Raw genomic sequence first — 17,869 nt, 5'->3', positions numbered from 1 at the left:
CTCCAACTCCCGCTCGAAGGCGGCGAACACCCGAGCATGAAAGACATCGTCGAAGTCGTCCAGCGGTATCCGCAGGAGTTTGTTCGGTGAACCGGCCCTCTTGTCGGAGACTTTCCCGGTCGTCGCCAGAGACGTCAGCGCCTTGGCGACTTGCGCCGGCCGGGATTTCGGTCGATCCGCCAAGTAGAGGGCGGCCGCGCCCGCCGCGTGCGGCGCCGCCATCGACGTACCCGAGAACGCCACCCGGCCCGTGTCGCTCGCGTACGACGCCGAGGTGATCGAGACACCCGGGGCGAACAGATCGAGAGTCGATCCCCAGTTCGAGAAGGCGGCCCGGGCGTCCGTCCACCCGGTCGCGCCGACCGTGATCGCCTGCTTGACGGCGGCCGGGGAGTAGGACGACGCCGATGCGCCGTCGTTCCCGGCCGCGACCGTGTACGTCACCCCGGACGCGATCGAGTTCCGTACCGCCGCGTCCAGTTGGGCGTTGCGGTAGCCGCCGAGGCTCACATTGGCGACGGCGGGCTTCCTGGCGTGCCGCGTCACCCAGTCGATACCCGCGATGACCTGCGCCGTCGTACCGCCGCCCGCGTTGTCGAGGACGCGTACCGAGACGACCTTCGCCTTCTTCGCGACGCCCAGGGCCGTCCCGGCGATCGTCGCCGCGACATGCGTGCCGTGGCCGTTTCCGTCGCCGGCCCATCTGTCGTTGCCGACGAAGTCCCAGCCGTAGCTCGCCCGTCCGCCGAAGTCCTTGTGCGAGATACGGATACCGGTGTCGATCACGTACACCGTGACGCCCTTGCCCGCCGAGTCGGGCGAGGAGTAGCTGTCGTCGAGCGGCAGCCCGGCCTGGTCGATCCGGTCCAGGCCCCACGACGGCGGGTTCTGCTGGCCGCGTTTGCGGGCAAGCGCGTACGCCGTTTCCTCGGCGTACGTCGTGCTCTGGTCGTAGGTGATCCGGGTGTCCTGGACGACCGAGGCCACGCGGGAGTCCGCCGCGAGAAGTCTGGCCTGTCTCTCGTTGGCCTGGACGGCGTAGCCGTTCAGGACGGTGCTGTAGGTGTGGCTTATTCTCGCCCCGTACTTCGCGGCGAGTCTCTTGCCGTCCGCCGACGGGGCCGCCGTGCCTCCCTTGAGTGTGACCAGGTAACTTCCGCCGACGGAGCCGGGTTCACCGGCGCCGACTATGTGCCCCTGCGGGGCGGCCTGGGCCGGTGCGGTGACCGAAAGCACCGAGGCGGTGGCCACGGCGGTCAGGCCCGCCGCCCAGCGCAGGCGTCTTGTGCTCGTCCGTTTCATGGTTGGAGTTCCCCCTCCTCGGCCGCCAACGCCGGGCGGCCTTCTGGGCAGCCTCTCGTGCGGGGAGAAGTGTTACAAGGTGGCCTACGGGGGTGGAACCGGCCATATCGTCCGTACGGGTGTCCGGTAGTGGCGTTACGGACGCTCGCCACGCCCCGTGGTTCGTACGCCTCCGCCCCGATACCGTCATGGGGTTGATGACGGACGCACACGGCCGTGCGTCCTTGTAAGGCTTGACATGACGCGCGACCACCGAGGTGGCATGTGAAGGCGATCCGTCGGTTCACCGTCCGTCCCGTTCTCCCCGAACCCCTCCGGCCGCTCAGCGACCTGGCCCGCAATCTGCGCTGGTCCTGGCACGCGGAGACCCGCGAGCTCTTCCAGTCCGTCGACCCCGAACGCTGGGCCGACTCGGACTGCGACCCCGTACGGCTCCTCGGCAGCCTCTCGCCCGAGCGGCTCACCGAACTCGCCGAGGACCGCCGCTTCCTGCGCCGCCTCACCGCGATCGCCGACGACCTCCACGACTACGTCACCGGCACCCGCTGGTACCAGACGCAGACCCGGCAGGAGGGAGCCGAACTTCCCGCCGCCATCGCCTACTTCTCCCCCGAGTTCGGCATCACGGCCGCCCTCCCGCAGTACTCCGGCGGCCTCGGCATCCTCGCCGGGGACCATCTGAAGTCGGCCAGCGACCTCGGCGTACCGCTGATCGGCGTCGGACTCATGTACCGGCACGGCTACTTCCGCCAGTCCCTCTCCCGGGACGGCTGGCAGCAGGAGACCTATCCGGTCCTCGACCCCAACGAACTCCCCGTCGCCCTCCTCAAGGAACCCGACGACTCCCCGGCCCAGGTCTCCCTGGCGCTGCCCGGCGGCCGGTCGCTGCGGGCCCGGGTCTGGCTGGCGCAGGTCGGCAGGGTGCCGCTGCTGCTCCTCGACTCGGACGTGGAGGAGAACGACCTCGGCGAACGGGGCGTCACGGACCGGCTGTACGGGGGCGGCAGCGAACACCGGCTGCTCCAGGAGATGCTGCTCGGCATAGGAGGAGTGCGCGCGGTCCGGACGTACTGCCGGCTCACCGGGCACCCCGCCCCCGAGGTGTTCCACACCAACGAGGGCCACGCGGGCTTCCTCGGCCTGGAGCGGATCGCCGAACTCTGCGACAAGGGGCTGGACTTCGAGGCCGGTCTTGAGGCTGTGCGCGCGGGGACCGTCTTCACGACGCACACGCCCGTCCCGGCCGGCATCGACCGCTTCGACCGCGAACTGGTCGCCCAGCACTTCGGCCCCGACGCCGAACTCCCGCGCATCGACGTGGAACGCGTGCTGAGCCTGGGCATGGAGACGTATCCGGGCGGCGAGCCGAACCTCTTCAACATGGCGGTGATGGGCCTGCGGTTGGGCCGCCAGGCCAACGGGGTCTCCCTTCTCCATGGGCAGGTCAGCCGCGAGATGTTCGCTGGGCTGTGGCCGGGCTTCGACCCCGCCGAGGTCCCGATCACCTCGGTCACCAACGGTGTGCACGCGCCGACCTGGGTCGCGCCGGAGGTGTTCAGGCTCGGGGCCAGGCAGATTGGCGCGGAGCGCACCGAGGACGCGCTGACGGTCGGCGGCTCGGACCGGTGGGACGCGGTCGCGGACATCCCGGACCAGGACATCTGGGAGCTACGGCGGTCCCTGCGCGAGCAGTTGGTGGTGGAGGTACGGGAGCGGCTGCAGGCCTCCTGGCGTCAACGCGGCGCGGGTACGGCGGAGTTGGGCTGGATCGACGGGGTGCTCGACCCGGACGTCCTGACGATCGGATTCGCGCGCAGGGTCCCCTCGTACAAACGCCTGACGCTGATGCTGCGCGACCGCGACCGGCTACTCGACCTGCTCCTGCACCCCGAACGCCCCATCCAGATCGTGGTCGCGGGCAAGGCGCACCCGGCGGACGACGGCGGAAAGCGGCTGATCCAGGAGCTGGTGCGGTTCGCGGACGACCCGCGGGTCCGCCACCGGATCGTGTTCCTGCCGGACTACGGCATGGCGATGGCGCAGAAGCTGTACCCGGGCTGCGACATCTGGCTGAACAACCCGCTGCGTCCGCTGGAGGCGTGCGGGACGAGCGGGATGAAGGCGGCGCTCAACGGCTGTCTCAACCTCTCGGTCCTGGACGGCTGGTGGGACGAATGGTTCCGGCCCGACTTCGGCTGGGCGATCCCCACGGCGGACGGCGTCGCGGGCACGGACCCCGACCACCGGGACGACGTCGAGGCTGCGGCCCTGTACGACCTCCTCGAACAGCGCGTGACCCCGCGCTTCTACGAGCACGGCCAGACGGGCCTGCCCGACCGCTGGATCGAGATGGTCCGCGAGACCCTCACTCACCTCGGCCCGAAGGTCCTGGCGGGCCGGATGGTGCGGGAGTACGTGGAGCGTCTGTACGCTCCGGCGGCCCGCGCCCACCGCACCATGACCCCGGACACCGCAAGGGAGTTGGCGGCCTGGAAGTCCCGGGTCCGGCACGCCTGGCACACGGTGACGGTCGACCACGTGGAGACCTCGGCCCCCTCCCTGACGGCCGAGTTGGGAAGCACGCTGTCGCTCCGGGTGCGGGTGGGCCTGGGTGAGCTGGCTCCCGACGACGTCGAGGTCCAGGCGGTCTCGGGACGCGTCGACTCGGAGGACAGCATCACCGACGCGTCGACCGTCCCGCTGAAGCCGGTCGGCGGCCCTGACCTGGAGGGGCGCTGGCTGTACGAGGGGCCGCTGTCCCTGCATCGGACCGGGCCCTACGGGTACACCGTGCGGATCCTGCCGGCGCACCGGCTGCTGGCGTCGAGCGCGGAGATGGGGCTGGTGGCGGTGCCTGCGGAGGATGTGGGGGAGGGGGCGGGGGTTCTGATGCGGTGACCGCCGGACGGCCTGGCCTGCTGGTCCTGGCGGTGTGTCAGGACCAGCTCCACGCCTGGTTGCCGTTGGCCGCGCAGCTCCAGCCCTGTACCGCCCGGCCCTCCTGGCCCGAGGTGGAGGCCTCCGCGTCCAGGCAGTAGCCGTTCGGGATGCTGACGAGTGTCTGGCCGTCGTTCTCGCCGGCGTCGCCGAGGCGCCAGTACTGGGCTTCCAGGCCGTCGCAGGTTCTGGTGCCGATCTGCTGGCCGTTCGCGCCGCTGGTGCCCGCGTCGGCGTCCAGGCAGCGGTGGTTGCCCTGGTTGACGACGAGGTAGCGGGAGTCCTGGCCGGGGACGCGGTACAGGGCCCACTTCTGGGTGGACGTGCCCTGGCAGGTCCACACCCCGACCGTGCCGTTCCGGGCGTCGAGGCAGCGGGCGACCGAGCCGCCGCTGGTGCTCTCTGCCACCGTCAGCGCGCCGGTGCGGGCCGGGCCGGGCGCCGTGCCGTACAGGAGTTCCTTGGTCTGGGGGCCGACCCTGCCGTCCACGGAGGTTCTGGCCTCGGTCTGGAAGGCCTTCACCGCGGCGAGGGTCTCCTGGCCGAACCGGCCGTCGACGGCGACGTACAGGCCGTGGCCGCCGAGGAGGAGTTGCAGGGCCTCGACGCAGTCGCCGGTGGCGCCCGTGACCAACTCCGCCGCGCAGGCGTCGGACCGGATGTCCAGCGTCGCGGGGTTCTGGGCGGGCACCTGGGTCGGCTCGTTCTGCGTCGCCTCGTCCCGCGTCGTCGACGGGACGGGCGTGGACGCGTCGCCGGGGAGGGTGGGTGCGGTGGCCGGGTTCTTCGTCGTGGTCGGGGCGGGCAGCAGGTCCGGGGCGGCCGAGGTGCCGGTCTCGGTTCCGGTGCCGGTGGCGGCCGATGTCAGTTCGTCGCCCTGGCTCAGCAGCGCCGCGGTGATGCCTCCGGCGACCAGGGCGGCTGCCGCCGCGACGGCGACCAGCGACATTTTCCTGTTCCTGGGTTTTCCGCGCTCGCCGGGCGGGGCGGGGACGGGAGTAGCGGTGGGAGGGGGCGGGGGTGCCGCTTCCGGGAGGAGCTTGGGGCGCTTCACCTGAGGGGGTGCGGCCGGTGCCTGTGATGACGGGGACAGCTGGTGGCCGATGGCCGTCCTGAACACCGTCTCCGGCAGGGGGCGCCGCTCGGGGTCCTTGTCCAGGCAGGTGCGGATGAACGCGGCCAGTTCCGCGTCGACGGTCCCCACCAGGTCGAGGACCTCGTCGCGGGGCGGTTCGAAGGCCACCCCGAACAGGACGTCGACGCCGGTCCCCTCACCGAACGGCGCCTGTCCCGTGACGGCGTACGTCAGGGTCGAGGCCAGCGAGAAGACGTCGGAGGCGGCGGTGACCTCGCGGCCCCTGGCCTGTTCCGGGGACATGTAGGCGGGCGTTCCGACGTTCTGGCCCGTGACGGTGATCGCCGTGCCGTCGGGGGCCTGGACGACGCCGAAGTCGATGACGCGGGCGCCGTCCGCACCCAGGATCACGTTGGACGGCTTGAGGTCGCGATGGACCAGCCCCGCCTGCCAGATGGCCTCGATCGCCCGCCCGACATCGGCCAGCAGCCGCCAGGCCGCCTCGGAGCCGATCGGCCCGCGCTCGGCGACGACCTCGGCGAGAGTGGGCCCCGGTATGTACTCGGTGGCGACCCAGACCAGGTCCTCGTCGCAGCCGCTGCCCAACAGCCGTACGATGTGCGCCCCCTGGATCCGGTCCAGCGCGCCGACCTCCCGCTCGAACCGCTTCCGGAACTGCGGGTCCTCCGCGTACTCGGGCCGGATCACCTTCACGGCCGCGAGGCCCGCCCCGCCGGTGGTGTCGCGGCCCAGATAGACCCGGCCCATGCCGCCGCTGCCGAGCAGCGACTCCAGCTGGTAGGGGCCCGCCTGGCGGGGGTCGTTCCTGCGCAGCGGGACCACGGGAGGCGGTTCCATACCGGCCGCCGCATAGGCCATCGCTTCGGTGCGGCTGCGGTGCTGGGGTGGCATGAGGGCCCTGGTCTCTCGCGTGGCACGTGTGACCGCGAGATTAGCGCAGCACGCCTGTACGAAAAGGGGAGTTGGACCGGTTTCCCGGCCAGGAATTCGCGCAGACCCTTCCGACCTCGGCGTACTCGGCGCCCGGTCCCGTCCGCTTCCCGGCTCAGTCCTCGCCGTACTCCCCGCACAGCCGCCGCAGGACCACCCCGCACCGCCGTGCATAGGCATGCTGCAGGCCCCGTGTCGCCGGTCCGGCCGCCTTGGCGTACCACTTCGCGCCGCGGCTGAAGGCGCTGACCGTCAGCCACACGGTGCCGTCGCCCGTGCGGTCCACGACGAATGCCTCCTCGCCGCACTCCGGGTGACCGGCCAGCGTGCCGTACGCCCAGCCCGCGCGGCGGTGTTCCTCCACCGTCCAGACAATGCGGCAGGGCGCCTTGATGAGACCGGCGAGGGTGACCGTGACGTCGACGTCCGGGGCCGCCCGTTCGGCGCTCGCGTCGATGCCCACGCCCATCTCGCGGTGCATCTCCCAGGTGAGTACGGCTTCGGCGGCGCGCCGGAAGACCGGCTCGCCCTCGCCTATTCGGGTGCGTACATGCAGGTGGTGGAAGCCGGGCGGACAACGGAAGCCGCGCTCGCGGGTCGCGCCGACCTCCGCGTACGTGAAGGACATGGGACCCAAGGGTAGGGCGGGGGGTGGTGGTGACCGTGCGGCGGGGGGTGCGGGACGCGGATGCGCGTACGACGGGGGCGGTACCCGGAAATGCCTTCGTTCCGGGTACCGCCCCGCCGATCACCTGCTTCTCACCTGCCGCGTGGTCACGCCGTGACGTTGACCGCCGCCCAGGCCGCGTTCACCGCCGCGTACTCCGTGCTGCTGGAGCCGTACAGGGCCGAGGCCGCCGACAGGGTCGCGGTGCGGGCGCCCTTGTAGTTGGTCGTCGACGTCATGTACTCGGTGAGCGCCTTGTACCAGATCTGGACGGCCTTGGCGCGGCCGATGCCCGTGAGCGTGGAGCTGTTGTACGTCGGGGAGTTGTAGCTGACCCCGTTGATCGTCTTGCTGCCGCTGCCCTCGGAGAGAAGGAAGAAGAAGTGGTTCGCGGGACCGGACGAGTAGTGCACGTCGAGGTTGGCCAGCGACGACGACCAGTAGTTGGCCGACGAGCCGTCCTTGCTCGGCTGGTCCATGTAACGCAGCGGCGAGCCGTCGCCGTTGATGTCGATCTCCTCACCGATGAGGTAGTCACCGACGTCGGAGGAGTTCGCCGCGTAGAACTCGACGGCCGTGCCGAAGATGTCGGAGGTCGCCTCGTTCAGGCCGCCGGACTCGCCCGAGTAGTTCAGGCCCGCCGTGTTGGAGGTGACGCCGTGGGTCATCTCGTGGCCCGCCACGTCAAGCGAGGTGAGCGGCTTGACGTTGCCCGAGCCGTCGCCGTACGTCATGCAGAAGCAGCTGTCGGACCAGAAGGCGTTGACGTACGCGTTGCCGTAGTGGACGCGCGAGTAGGCGGCGACGCCGTCGTTCTTGATGCCGCTGCGGCCGAACGTGCTCTTGTAGAAGTCCCACGTCGTCTGCGCGCCGTACGCGGCGTCGACGGCCGCGCTCTGGTCGGTCGAGGAGCTGGAGGCCGCACCCGTGCCCCAGGTGTCGTCCGCGTCGGTGAACAGCGTGCCGGCCGAAGAGCTGGTGGCGCGCGCCTTGTTGTACGTCTTGTGGCCGCCGCGCGAGGTGTCGTACAGCTGGTACGTCGAGCCCGACAGGTAGGTGCCGAGGGTGACCGTGCCCGAGTACACGCTCTTGCCGGTGCCGTTCTCGATGCCCTGGTACTCGTACAGCTTGGCGCCGGTGGCCGCGTCCGTGATGACGTGCAGCTCGTTCGGGGTGCCGTCCTCCTGGAGGCCGCCGACGACGGTCTCGTAGGCGAGGGTCGGGGTGCCCGAGGCGGCCCAGATCACCTTGCGGGGGGCGTCCGACGCCTCCGACTTGGTGGAGCCGGCCTTCTTCGCCAGGGTGACGGCCTGCTTCTCGACGGCGGCTGTCGTGACCTCGGGGGTGAGGTCGGTGACCTTGATGGTGGCCTTCTGTGCCTTGGTCACGCCCGTGGTCTCGCCGGCCGCGTCCTCGTGCACGACGAGGTCGCCGCCGAGGACCGGCAGGCCCGCGTAGGTGCGCTCGTAGCGGGTGTGCAGGGTGCCGTCGGCGTCCTTGACGACGTCACGGACGACCAGCTTCTCCTTGGCGCCGAGGCCTATCTCGTCGGCGGTCGCCGGGGCTTCGGCGGCGGCTTCCTTGATGAGCGCGGTGCGCGTCGCGGGGGAGAGGGTGACCGGTACGGCGGCGGCCTTGGCCGTGGTACCGGCCGGCTCGCTCTCCGCGGAGGCACCGGTGGTCAGACCGGTGGTGAGGAGGGCTCCGGCCGCGACCGCGGTGGCGATGGCCAGGGTGGTGCGCTTGTGACGCGCGTAGATGGGGGTCACGCGAACTCCTTTGTGGGGGATCCGGACGGCCTTGGGGTGACCGTCCGGCACTGGTTGTGAAGTTGGAGTGCTGTTGCTGCGGCGTGCGGTGGAAGAGTGACATTGGGGGCGCGTACATGTCAGGACCCTCAAGTGATGTTGGCCGAAAACCGACTGCCTGATAAACGTTTCGTGCATGTAACACGACGCGATCTTGGTAAAGCGGTGCTAAAGATCAGGCACGGTGGCAACAAAACCGCAGTACAGGGGCCGCAAAGGAAGCGCCGCCCCGGTGAGTTGATCCACCGGGGCGGCGCCGTGTCGTTCACGGGTCCTGAACAGTGCCCGAACGGGCCCTTACAAGCTGTGTGTTCAGGCCGTCGGGAAGGTGATCTTCCAGCCGTTGATCCTGCCGGTGTCCTGGGCCGCCCGGTCCTGGACCCTCAACACCCAGGTCCCGTTGGCTACCTCGGACGAGGCGTTCACCGTGTACGGCTCGTTCACGTCGTCCGCCGAGTCCGAGGAACTGAACGGCTTCAGGTTGTAGACCGACCCGTCAGGGGCCACCAGATCGACGACGAGGTCGCCGCGCCAGGTGTGCGTGATGTCCGGCGTGACGACCAGGTTGGTCGGCGCGTTGCCGGTGATCCCGGTGACCGCGAGCGACGAGGTCACCGCGGCACCGTTGTCCGGAATCGATACGGCGGTCGTGGACTCGAAGGAGGTCCCGGTGCCACCGCCACCGCCCGGACGGGTGCCGACGTTGATACCGGCCCACGCGTTCTGCACGGCCGTGTACTCGGCGCTGGTCGTGCCGTACAGCTCACCCGTCGCCGCGAGCGTGCCGGTGCGGGCCGCCGCGTAGTTGGTGGTCGACGTGAACTTCGTGGTGAGCGCGCGGAACCAGATCTTCTCCGCCTTGTCCCGGCCGATGCCGGTCACCGGCAGCCCGTCCGAGGTGGCCGAGTCGTAGCTGACACCGTTGATGGTCTTGGTGCCGCTGCCCTCGGAGAGCAGGTAGAAGAAGTGGTTCGCGGGACCCGACGAGTAGTGCACGTCGATCGACCCGATGCCCGAGTACCAACTGTCCCTGGACGAACCGTCCTTGCTCGGCTTGTCCATGTAACGCAGCGGCGTGCCGTCGCCGTTGATGTTGATCTCCTCGCCGATGAGGTAGTCACCGACGTCGGAGGAGTTGTTGGCGTAGAACTCGACCGTCGAGCCGAAGATGTCCGAGGTCGCCTCGTTCAACCCGCCGGACTCGCCGCTGTAGTTGAGGCCGGCCGTGTTGGCGGTGAGGCCGTGCGTCATCTCGTGCGCGGCCACGTCGATCGACGTCAGCGGGTTGGCGTTGCCCGAGCCGTCGCCGTACGTCATGCAGAAGCAGCTGTCCTGCCAGAACGCGTTGACGTAGTTGTTGCCGTAGTGGACGCGCGAGTACGCGCCGACGCCGTCGCCCCGGATGCCGGAACGTCCGTGCACGTTCTTGTAGTAGTCCCAGGTCAGTGCGGCGCCGTACGCGGCGTCGGCGCCGGCCGACTCCAGGTTGGACGGCAGGCCGTTGCCCCACACGTCGTCGGAGCCCGAGAAGAGGGTGCCGGTGCCGGAGGTGCCGCGGTTCAGGTTGTACGTCCGGTGGTTGCCGCGCGCGCCGTCGGTCAGGTTGTACGTCGACCCGGACTGCGTGGTGGTGAGATCGACCGTGCCGCTGTACACCGTGTTGCCGGTGCCGGTCTCGATCGCCTCCCACTCGAACAGCTTCGCGCCCGAGGTGGCGTCCGTGATGACGTGCAGCTCCTGCGGGGTGCCGTCGTGCTGGAAGCCGCCGACGACCGTCTCGTAGGCGAGGACGGGGGTGCCGCTCGCCGCCCAGATCACCTTGCGCGGCGCCTTGTTGACGTCGGGGCTCTTGGCCTCCTCCGCCTTCGCCGCGCCCAGCGCCTGGGTCTCCGCCTTCGCGGCGGCGATCTTCGGCGTCAGGGAGGCGACCTTGATGGTGGCCCGGGTCGCCTTCACGACGCCTTCCGTGGCACCGGACTTGGCGGTTTCGACGACCAAGTCGCCGCCCAGGACCGGGAGTCCGTCGTACGTGCGCTCGTACCGCGTGTGCACGGTGCCGTCGCCGTCCTTGAGGACGTCGCGGACGACGAGCTTCTCCTTGGCGCCCAGGCCGAGTTCCTCGGCGGTCTCCGCCTTGGTGGCGTTGGCCTCGGCGAGGAGCGCGGCGCGCTGGGCGGGGGACAGCTTGACGGACTCGGCGCCCGGTATGACCTTGCCCGCGGCCGACGGTGCCTTCTCCGGGGCTGCGGTGGCGGCACCGGACTGAACGGCCGCTGCCAGTAGGGCGGTTACGGCGACGAGGGCGCCGGTGGCGACCCGTCGCTGGGTGCTACGGGAGAACTGGGCGGTGCTGGTGTGGGGGGTTGTGTGGGGGGTGCGTCTGTGGGACTGGCGTCTCAACACTGACTCCTTCTGCATGGCCGCGGGTCGAGCGGCCAGGGGGGACCGGACGGTGGTCGTCCGTCCGGGGCAGAACCGGTGCGTGCGGATGCGCGGCGAAGAACACAGCGGTGTTGCTGTGGAGCGGCTGTGAAGGTGCCGTGGGAAGAGTGCCAGGCGAGCGCATATGCTGTCAGGACCGCGTCAAGAAGTTGGCCGGAAACAGTCCGTTGCCCGGATGGTCATGTTCGCTATACGGACTATTCACCCTTCAGGGGTATCCGCTGTTCAGGGTGTTCGCCTTTCAAGGGCTCGGGCTGCTGCTCCCCGTGCCACGACCACCACAGCGCCGCGTACGCCCCGTCCGCCGCCACCAGCCCCTCGTGCGTGCCGAGTTCGGTGAGCAGCCCCTCCTCCATCACGGCCACCCGGTCCGCGTCGTGCGCGGTGTGCAGCCGGTGCGCGATGGCGATCACCGTCCGCCCTTCGAGTACGGCGGCCAGCGCGCGCTCCGTGTGACGCGCGGTCGTCGGATCGAGCAGCGCCGTCGCCTCGTCCAGGATCAGCGTGTGCGGGTCGGCCAACACGACCCGGGCCAGGGCGAGTTGCTGCGCCCGCGAACCGTCGGTCGACTCCCCGTCGGGGCCCAGCTCGGTGTCAAGACCGGCCGGCAGCTCGCGCACCCAGTCGGCGGCGCCGACCGCGGCCAGCGCGGCCCACAACTCGGCGTCCGTGGCGGCCGGTTCGGCGATCAGGAGATTGTCCCGGACCGTACCGAGGAAGACATGGTGCTCCTGGGTGACGAGCACGACCTGCCGTCGCAGCTCCTCGGGCCCCAGCGCGGCGATCGGTACGCCGCCCACGGTCACCGTGCCCGAACGCGGCTCGTCGATCCCCGCGAGCAGTCGGCACAGCGTCGTCTTGCCCGCACCCGAGGGCCCCACCACCGCGAGCCGTTCACCCGGCCGCACGGTCAGATCGACCCCGCGCAGCACCTCGCCCCCACGGTCGTACGCGTACCGCACACCGGTCACGTCGATCCGGTCGCCGACGGGGACGAGGGATGCCTCGGACCCGCCCTTCGGCGCCCGCCCGAGCCCTTCCACCCGAGCGAACGAGGCACTGCTGGACTGCAGTTGCTCCGTCCAGGTGAGCACTTGGTCGAGCGGATCCTCCAACTGCCGCAGATACAGGGCCGCCGCCACGACCGCCCCGAGGCTGACCGCCCCCTGTTCGTGCAGCGCGCCGCCCAGCACCAGCACGACCGCCACGGGAAGGACGTACGACACCTCCACCGGCGGGAAGAACATCGACCGCAGATACAGCGTGTGCAGCCGCCTGCGGCGCGATTCGTCCAACGCCTCCCGACTCACCGCCACCCGCTGCTCGGCGAGCCCGAACGCCTCGACCGTGCGTGCGCCCGACGCGGTCGCCGCGAGGATCTCCGCGACCTCGGAGTTGGCGGAGCCCTCGGCGAGGTACGCGGTGCGCGCCCGGCACAGATACCAGCGCAGCGCGAACCAGATACCGCTCTGCGCGAGCACCGCCGCCAGCCCGAGCAGTGGATCGAGCGCGAACATGGCACCGCCGATGAACAGACACTGCACCGACGCGATGAGCAGCTCGGGCCCGGCATCGCGCAGGGTCGTGCCGACCTGGCTGACGTCGGCCGTCCCGCGGGCGGTCAGATCCCCGGTGCCGGCCCGCTCGACGACGGAGGCGGGCAGGGCGAGCGCCCGGTCGACGAACTCCTCCCGCACCCGGGCGAGCGTCCGCTCCCCGAACCGGTACCCGACGTACCGCGCCCAGCGGGCCAGCAGCAACTGCCCCACCGCACAGACGACGATGACAAGTCCGAGCCGGTCCACCACGGAGACCCCGGCCCCCGCCCGCACCTCGTCGATGATCCGCCCGACCAGCCAGGGCGCGACAAGCCCGGCCCCGGCGGCAAGGGCGTTGAGCAGCAGGAGCGCGACGAACGCGGGGGCGTCGGCACGGACGAGCCGGACGGCGGCCCGGCGGACATCGGCCGCGTCGGCGACGGGCAGTTGGGCGCTCACCGTACGGACTCCTCCATGGCTCCTTCTTCTGGATCTCCGGCCTCGTCGGTCTCGTCCGCGTCGCGGGCCACCAGGGCCCGGTATCCCGGGTCCTCCGTGAGGAGGTGCTGGTGGGTGCCCACGGCCGCTGTCTTGCCGTCGACCAGGTAGTACACGGTGTCCGCGCGGTCCAGCAGCAGGGGTGAGGTGGAGGCCACGACCGTCGTACGGTCCGTGCGTTCGGCGCGCAGACGGTCCGCCACCGCGGCCTCCGTGTGCGCGTCCAGCGCCGAGGTCGGCTCGACCGCGAGCAGCACCTCGGGGTCGGCGAGCAGCGCCCGCACCAGGCGTACGCGCTGGCGCTGACCGCCCGAGAGGTTGCGGCCCTGGGCGTCGATCGCCGAGTCGAGGCCGTCCGGCAGTCCGAGGACGATGTCGTCGGCGGCGGCCGCGTGCACCGCCCGTGCGATGGCCGCCTCGCTCGACTCCCGGCGCCCGGAGACCAGTTCGCGCAGCGTCCCGGCGAACAGGTCGGCCTCGTTGTCGGCGACCAGGATGCGGGCGCGCACCTGGGACGGGGCGATCTCGTCGAGCCGTACGCCGCCCCAGGTCGCCGCCGACGGCGCGAACCGGCCGAGCCGGTCGACGACGGCCACGGCATCGGCTGGCCGGGCACCGGCGAGGGCGGTCAGCCGCCCCGGTACGACGGTCACGCCGGAGTCCGGGTCGTGCAGCGGGGCGGGAGACGCGGGCGCGTCCAGGACGCCGCTGTCGTTGTCGGGATCGAGCGCCAGGAACCGTACGACCCGCCTCGCCGCCACCAGCGCGCGGCTGATCTGGAAACCGCACTCGATGAAGAACGCCACCGGCACGATCAGCACGGCGACATAGCCGTACACCGACACCAACTCGCCCACGGAGATGTCCCCTTGGGCGGCCAGCCGGGCCGCGAGCCAGGTCACCACGGCCAGGAACAGGGTCGGCAGGCCGACCCCGAGCGCCTGGATCCAGCTGCTCACCGCCCCGACCCGGTACCCCTGCTCCTGGAGGCGACGCGAGTCACGGCGGAAAGCATCGGCGAACAGCCCTTTGCCGCCGAGCCCGTTGAGGACACGCAGTCCGCCCGAGAGATCGCCGATCCGGGCGGTCAGGATGCCCTGGCGCTCCCGGTACGACGCCTCGACTCCCTGCAGCCGGCCGAGCAACGGCCCGATGAGCACGGCGACGACGGGCACGCCGAGCAGGATCACGGCGGCGAGCGTCGGTGACACCGACAGCAGCAGTCCGGCGACCACGCTGTAGGAGACGATCGCGCCGACGCCCGGCCCGACGAACGTCAGCGACTGGGCGATCGTCGACACATCACCGACGCCGATCGTCACGACCTCCCCGGCCCCGACCTGCCGGGGCAGCGCCGCCCCCAGCCGTACGGCCTGCCCGATCACGACCTTGACCGTACGGAAGTTGGCGTCCATCCGGACCCGGGTCATCGTCCGGTGCCGCATGATGCTCAGCCACGCGCTGAACGTCCCGACGGCCAGAATCACGCCCGCCCAGCCGGCCAGCACGGCCTGGTCGCCCGGTTCGAGACCGTCGTCGACGGCCCGGGACAGCAGATACGGCGTCAACGCCATCAGGGTCGTCCAGGTGCTGCCCAGCAGCGCCCCGACCGCACACCGCCGCCACTGCTGCCGCACCAGCCACAGCAGATAACGGGCGGGGCCTCGCGAGTCGGGCGTGCCGGGATCCTCGTACGCGTCGATCATTTCTCCGCCGTCCCCCGGTCCCGTCCTGTGCCTGTTGTCCTGTACTTGTGGCTCAAGAACTCATGCCAGGCTGTCCCGCCAGGCCCGGTGCAGGTCCGCGAACCGGCCCGTACCGGCGATGAGTTCGGCCGGGGGCCCGTCCTCGACGACCCGCCCGTGCTCCATCACCAGCACCCGGTCGGCGATCTCCACGGTCGACAGCCGGTGCGCGATGACCACGGCCGTACGTCCGTTCAGCACCGTCGACATCGCGCGCTGCACGGCCCGTTCACCCGGGATGTCCAGCGAGCTGGTCGCCTCGTCGAGGATCAGTACCGCCGGGTCGGCGAGCAACGCCCGCGCGAACGCGACCAGTTGGCGCTGCCCGGCGGAGATACGGCCACCCCGCTTGCGTACGTCGGTGTCGTACCCCTCGGGCAGGGCGCTGATGAAATCGTGGGCGCCGATCGCCTTCGCCGCCCGCTCGATCTCCTCGCGCTCGGCGTCCGGGCGGCCTATGGCGATGTTGTCGGCGACGCTCCCGGAGAACAGGAATGCCTCCTGCGTCACCATCACGACGCCGCGCCGCAGCTCGGAGTTGGCAAGGTCGCGCAGATCGACGTCGTCGAGGAGGATCCGCCCCTCGGTGGGGTCGTAGAAGCGGGCGAGCAGCTTGGCCAGGGTGGACTTGCCCGCGCCGGTCGAGCCGACGACGGCGACGGTCTGCCCGGCCGGGAGGGTGAGGTCGAAGTGGGGCAGCACCTCACCGCCGGTGCGGTACGCGAACCGGACGTCGTCGAAGACGACCTCGCGACCCGGGTGCTCGGACTCCCGTACCGGAAGCCGGCGCGGAGCCGTCGGCTCCGGGACGGAGGGGGTCTGGGCGAGGAGCCCGGAGATCTTCTCCAGGGAGGCGGTGGCCGACTGGTAGGAGTTGAGGAACATGCCGAGCCGGTCGATGGGGTCGTACAGTCGGCGCAGATAGAGCACGGCGGCGGCCAGTACACCCAGTTCGAGGGAGTCGTCCGCGACGCGGTGGGCGCCCCACAGGACCATCGCCGCGACAGCGGTGTTGGCGACGACCCGGGAGCTGACGACGTAACGGGCCATCTCCAGCAGCGCGTCGCCGTTCCTGCGCTCGTGCCGCTTGTTGAGCAGCGCGAACTCGGCGTCGTTGACGGCCTCGCGGCGGAACGCGCGCACCGGCCGGATGCCGTTCATCGTCTCGACGAACTTGACGATGACGGAGGCGATGGCGGTGGACCGCAGCCCGTACACGCGGCCGGCCCGGCGTCGGTAGGACCGGATGAGGAGGCCGAGGGGGACGAAGGACGCGACGGCGAGCGCGCCGAGGCCGAAGTCCAGCCAGAGCAGGGTCGCCGAGATGTACGCGAAGGACAGGGCGACGGTGACGAGTTCCTGCAGCCCGTCGTTCAGCAGCTCGCGCAGCGACTCGACGTCCGCCGTCGAGCGGGAGATCAGTCGGCCCGAGGTGTAGCGCTCGTGGAAGTCGAGGCTGAGGGCCTGCGCGTGCCGGAAGATCCGCCCGCGCAGATCGAGCAGCGCGTCCTGGCTGACCCGGGCGGCGGACCCGATGAACCAGTACTGGAGCCCGCCGGAGGCCAGCGCACAGAGGAGATAGCCGACGCCGACGGCTACGAGCGGCCCGTTGTCGTGGTCGCGGAAGGCCGGTACGGCACTGTCGATCGCGTACGCGACGAGCAGCGGGCCCGCCTGGACGGCCGCCTGCTGGAGCAGCAGAAGCACGGCGGTGAGGACGACCCGGCCCTTCATCGGGGCGAGGAGGGAGCGGAGCAGGCCGGCGGTGGCGCCCTTGGGGGTGGGGAGGTCGTCCTGGTCGAAGGGGTCGCCGGGGCCGGGGAGTTGGGCAGTGGCGGGGGCCGCCTCGGTGCCCGGTTCGGAGGCCTTGGCGGTCCCGGAAGCCTCTGAGGCCTCTGAGGCCTCTGAGGTCTCGGGGGGTTGTTCGTCGTCGGGGGTCGGCGCGGTCGTCGTGGGAGCCGTCATCGGGCGGCCTCCTCGAAGCTGTCGGTGCTGCTGCTGCTGCTGTCGTCGTGGCCGTGGCCGCGGTCGGTCTCCTCGTCCGTGCCGGCCATCAGCCAGGCGTACTCGGCGTTCGTCCGCAGGAGTTCGTGGTGCGTGCCCACGGCGGCGACCCGGCCGCCGGAGAGCAGGGCGACGCGGTCGGCGAGCAGGACCGTGGACGGGCGGTGCGCCACGATCAGGGCGGTGGTGTCGGCGAGGACCCGGCGCAGCGCGGCCTCGACGGCGGCCTCCGTGTGGACGTCCAGCGCGGACAGGGGGTCGTCGAGGACGAGGAATCTGGGCCTGCCCACGACCGCGCGGGCCAGCGCGAGCCGCTGCCGCTGGCCGCCGGAGAGGCTGAGGCCCTGCTCGCCGACCTGGGTGTCGATGCCCTGCGGAAGCGAGTGCACGAAATCGGCCTGCGCGACGGACAGCGCGTGCCGCAACTCGGCCTCGCCCGCTTCCTCCCCGGCCCCCATGAGGACGTTCTCGCCGACGCTCGCCGAGAAGAGGGTGGGCTCCTCGAAGGCGACGGCGACCAGGGCGCGCAGCGCTTCTCTGGGCAGGGCGGAGATGTCGTGTCCGTCGAGGGTGATCCGGCCCGAGGTCACCTCGTGGAGCCGGGGGACGAGCGCGGTCAGCGTGGTCTTGCCGCTGCCGGTCGTCCCGACGAGGGCCATGGACTCACCTGGACGGATGTGCAGGTCGACACGGTCGAGGACGGGAGGGGAGTCGTCGGGGGCGTCGGGGTATCGGAAGGTGACGTTGTGGAAGCGGAGGCCGCGGCCGGCGTCGGACGCGCCCGGGCGCGGCGGCGTGGCTTCGCCGGTTCGTGGGTTGTTGGCTGCGGGCCCGGTGGGGGCTGGTCGCGCAGTTCCCCGCGGCAGAGCGTGGGGGCGGGGACGGGTGTTTGTGGAAACGTG

10 protein-coding genes are annotated in these 17,869 nt (G+C 71.0%); 1 reads left to right on the top strand and 9 read right to left on the bottom strand.

The annotated features are described in order from the left end of the window. A partial coding sequence (locus tag ACWCRB_RS43345) for a S8 family peptidase (protein ID WP_451001336.1) occupies positions 1 to 1,302 on the bottom strand: 1,302 nt, incomplete at its 3' end. Positions 1,303 to 1,566: 264 nt separating this feature from the next. Here ACWCRB_RS43345 and glgP point away from each other — a divergent pair. Beyond that, complete coding sequence (gene glgP, locus ACWCRB_RS43340; RefSeq protein WP_451001335.1) at positions 1,567 to 4,200, top strand: alpha-glucan family phosphorylase; 2,634 nt, start codon at positions 1,567 to 1,569, stop codon at positions 4,198 to 4,200. Positions 4,201 to 4,237: 37 nt separating this feature from the next. On the opposite strand, the gene ACWCRB_RS43335 is transcribed toward glgP, so the two are convergent. From ACWCRB_RS43335 to ACWCRB_RS43300, 8 genes are all read right to left on the bottom strand, one after another. Further along, positions 4,238 to 6,226, bottom strand: coding sequence for a protein kinase domain-containing protein (locus tag ACWCRB_RS43335; protein WP_451001334.1), 1,989 nt, complete (start codon positions 6,224 to 6,226; stop codon positions 4,238 to 4,240). Positions 6,227 to 6,380: 154 nt separating this feature from the next. Next, the gene (locus tag ACWCRB_RS43330; RefSeq protein ID WP_451001333.1) at positions 6,381 to 6,893 is read right to left on the bottom strand and encodes a DUF1990 domain-containing protein; all 513 of its coding nucleotides are present in this window, start codon (positions 6,891 to 6,893) and stop codon (positions 6,381 to 6,383) included. A gap of 146 nt (positions 6,894 to 7,039) precedes the next feature. Beyond that, a complete protein-coding gene (locus ACWCRB_RS43325) occupies positions 7,040 to 8,701 on the bottom strand; it encodes a M4 family metallopeptidase (RefSeq protein ID WP_451001332.1) in 1,662 nt (553 codons plus the stop codon). 351 nt (positions 8,702 to 9,052) lie between these two features. Next, positions 9,053 to 11,158, bottom strand: a complete 2,106-nt coding sequence (locus ACWCRB_RS43320; RefSeq protein WP_451001331.1) for a M4 family metallopeptidase — start codon at positions 11,156 to 11,158, stop codon at positions 9,053 to 9,055. Between the two features lie 221 nt (positions 11,159 to 11,379). After that, entirely contained in the window at positions 11,380 to 13,179 is a 1,800-nt protein-coding gene (locus ACWCRB_RS43315; RefSeq protein WP_451001330.1) for an ABC transporter ATP-binding protein, read from the bottom strand. After that, the gene (locus ACWCRB_RS43310) at positions 13,176 to 14,924 is read right to left on the bottom strand and encodes an ABC transporter ATP-binding protein (RefSeq protein ID WP_451001329.1); all 1,749 of its coding nucleotides are present in this window, start codon (positions 14,922 to 14,924) and stop codon (positions 13,176 to 13,178) included. Before ACWCRB_RS43310 ends, ACWCRB_RS43315 begins: the two co-directional genes overlap by 4 nt. Before the next feature lie 60 nt (positions 14,925 to 14,984). Beyond that, positions 14,985 to 16,928, bottom strand: coding sequence for an ABC transporter ATP-binding protein (locus tag ACWCRB_RS43305; RefSeq protein WP_451001328.1), 1,944 nt, complete (start codon positions 16,926 to 16,928; stop codon positions 14,985 to 14,987). After that, a partial coding sequence (locus ACWCRB_RS43300; protein ID WP_451001327.1) for an ABC transporter ATP-binding protein occupies positions 16,925 to 17,869 on the bottom strand: 945 nt, incomplete at its 5' end. The genes ACWCRB_RS43300 and ACWCRB_RS43305, both read right to left, overlap by 4 nt.

It is taken from the genome of Streptomyces sp. NPDC002156 (assembly GCF_053593675.1).
The sequence above is the reverse complement of the archived record's forward strand: the minus strand, read 5'-3'. Positions and strand labels throughout refer to the sequence as shown.

Excerpts from the sequence above, each read along its gene's own strand:
- ACWCRB_RS43335 (WP_451001334.1), bottom strand. The coding sequence starts at position 6,226 with ATGCCACCCCAGCACCGCAGCCGCACCGAAGCGATGGCCTATGCGGCG.
- ACWCRB_RS43330 (WP_451001333.1), bottom strand. The coding sequence starts at position 6,893 with ATGTCCTTCACGTACGCGGAGGTCGGCGCGACCCGCGAGCGCGGCTTC.
- ACWCRB_RS43320 (WP_451001331.1), bottom strand. The coding sequence starts at position 11,158 with ATGCAGAAGGAGTCAGTGTTGAGACGCCAGTCCCACAGACGCACCCCC.
- ACWCRB_RS43310 (WP_451001329.1), bottom strand. The coding sequence starts at position 14,924 with ATGATCGACGCGTACGAGGATCCCGGCACGCCCGACTCGCGAGGCCCC.
- ACWCRB_RS43305 (WP_451001328.1), bottom strand. The coding sequence starts at position 16,928 with ATGACGGCTCCCACGACGACCGCGCCGACCCCCGACGACGAACAACCC.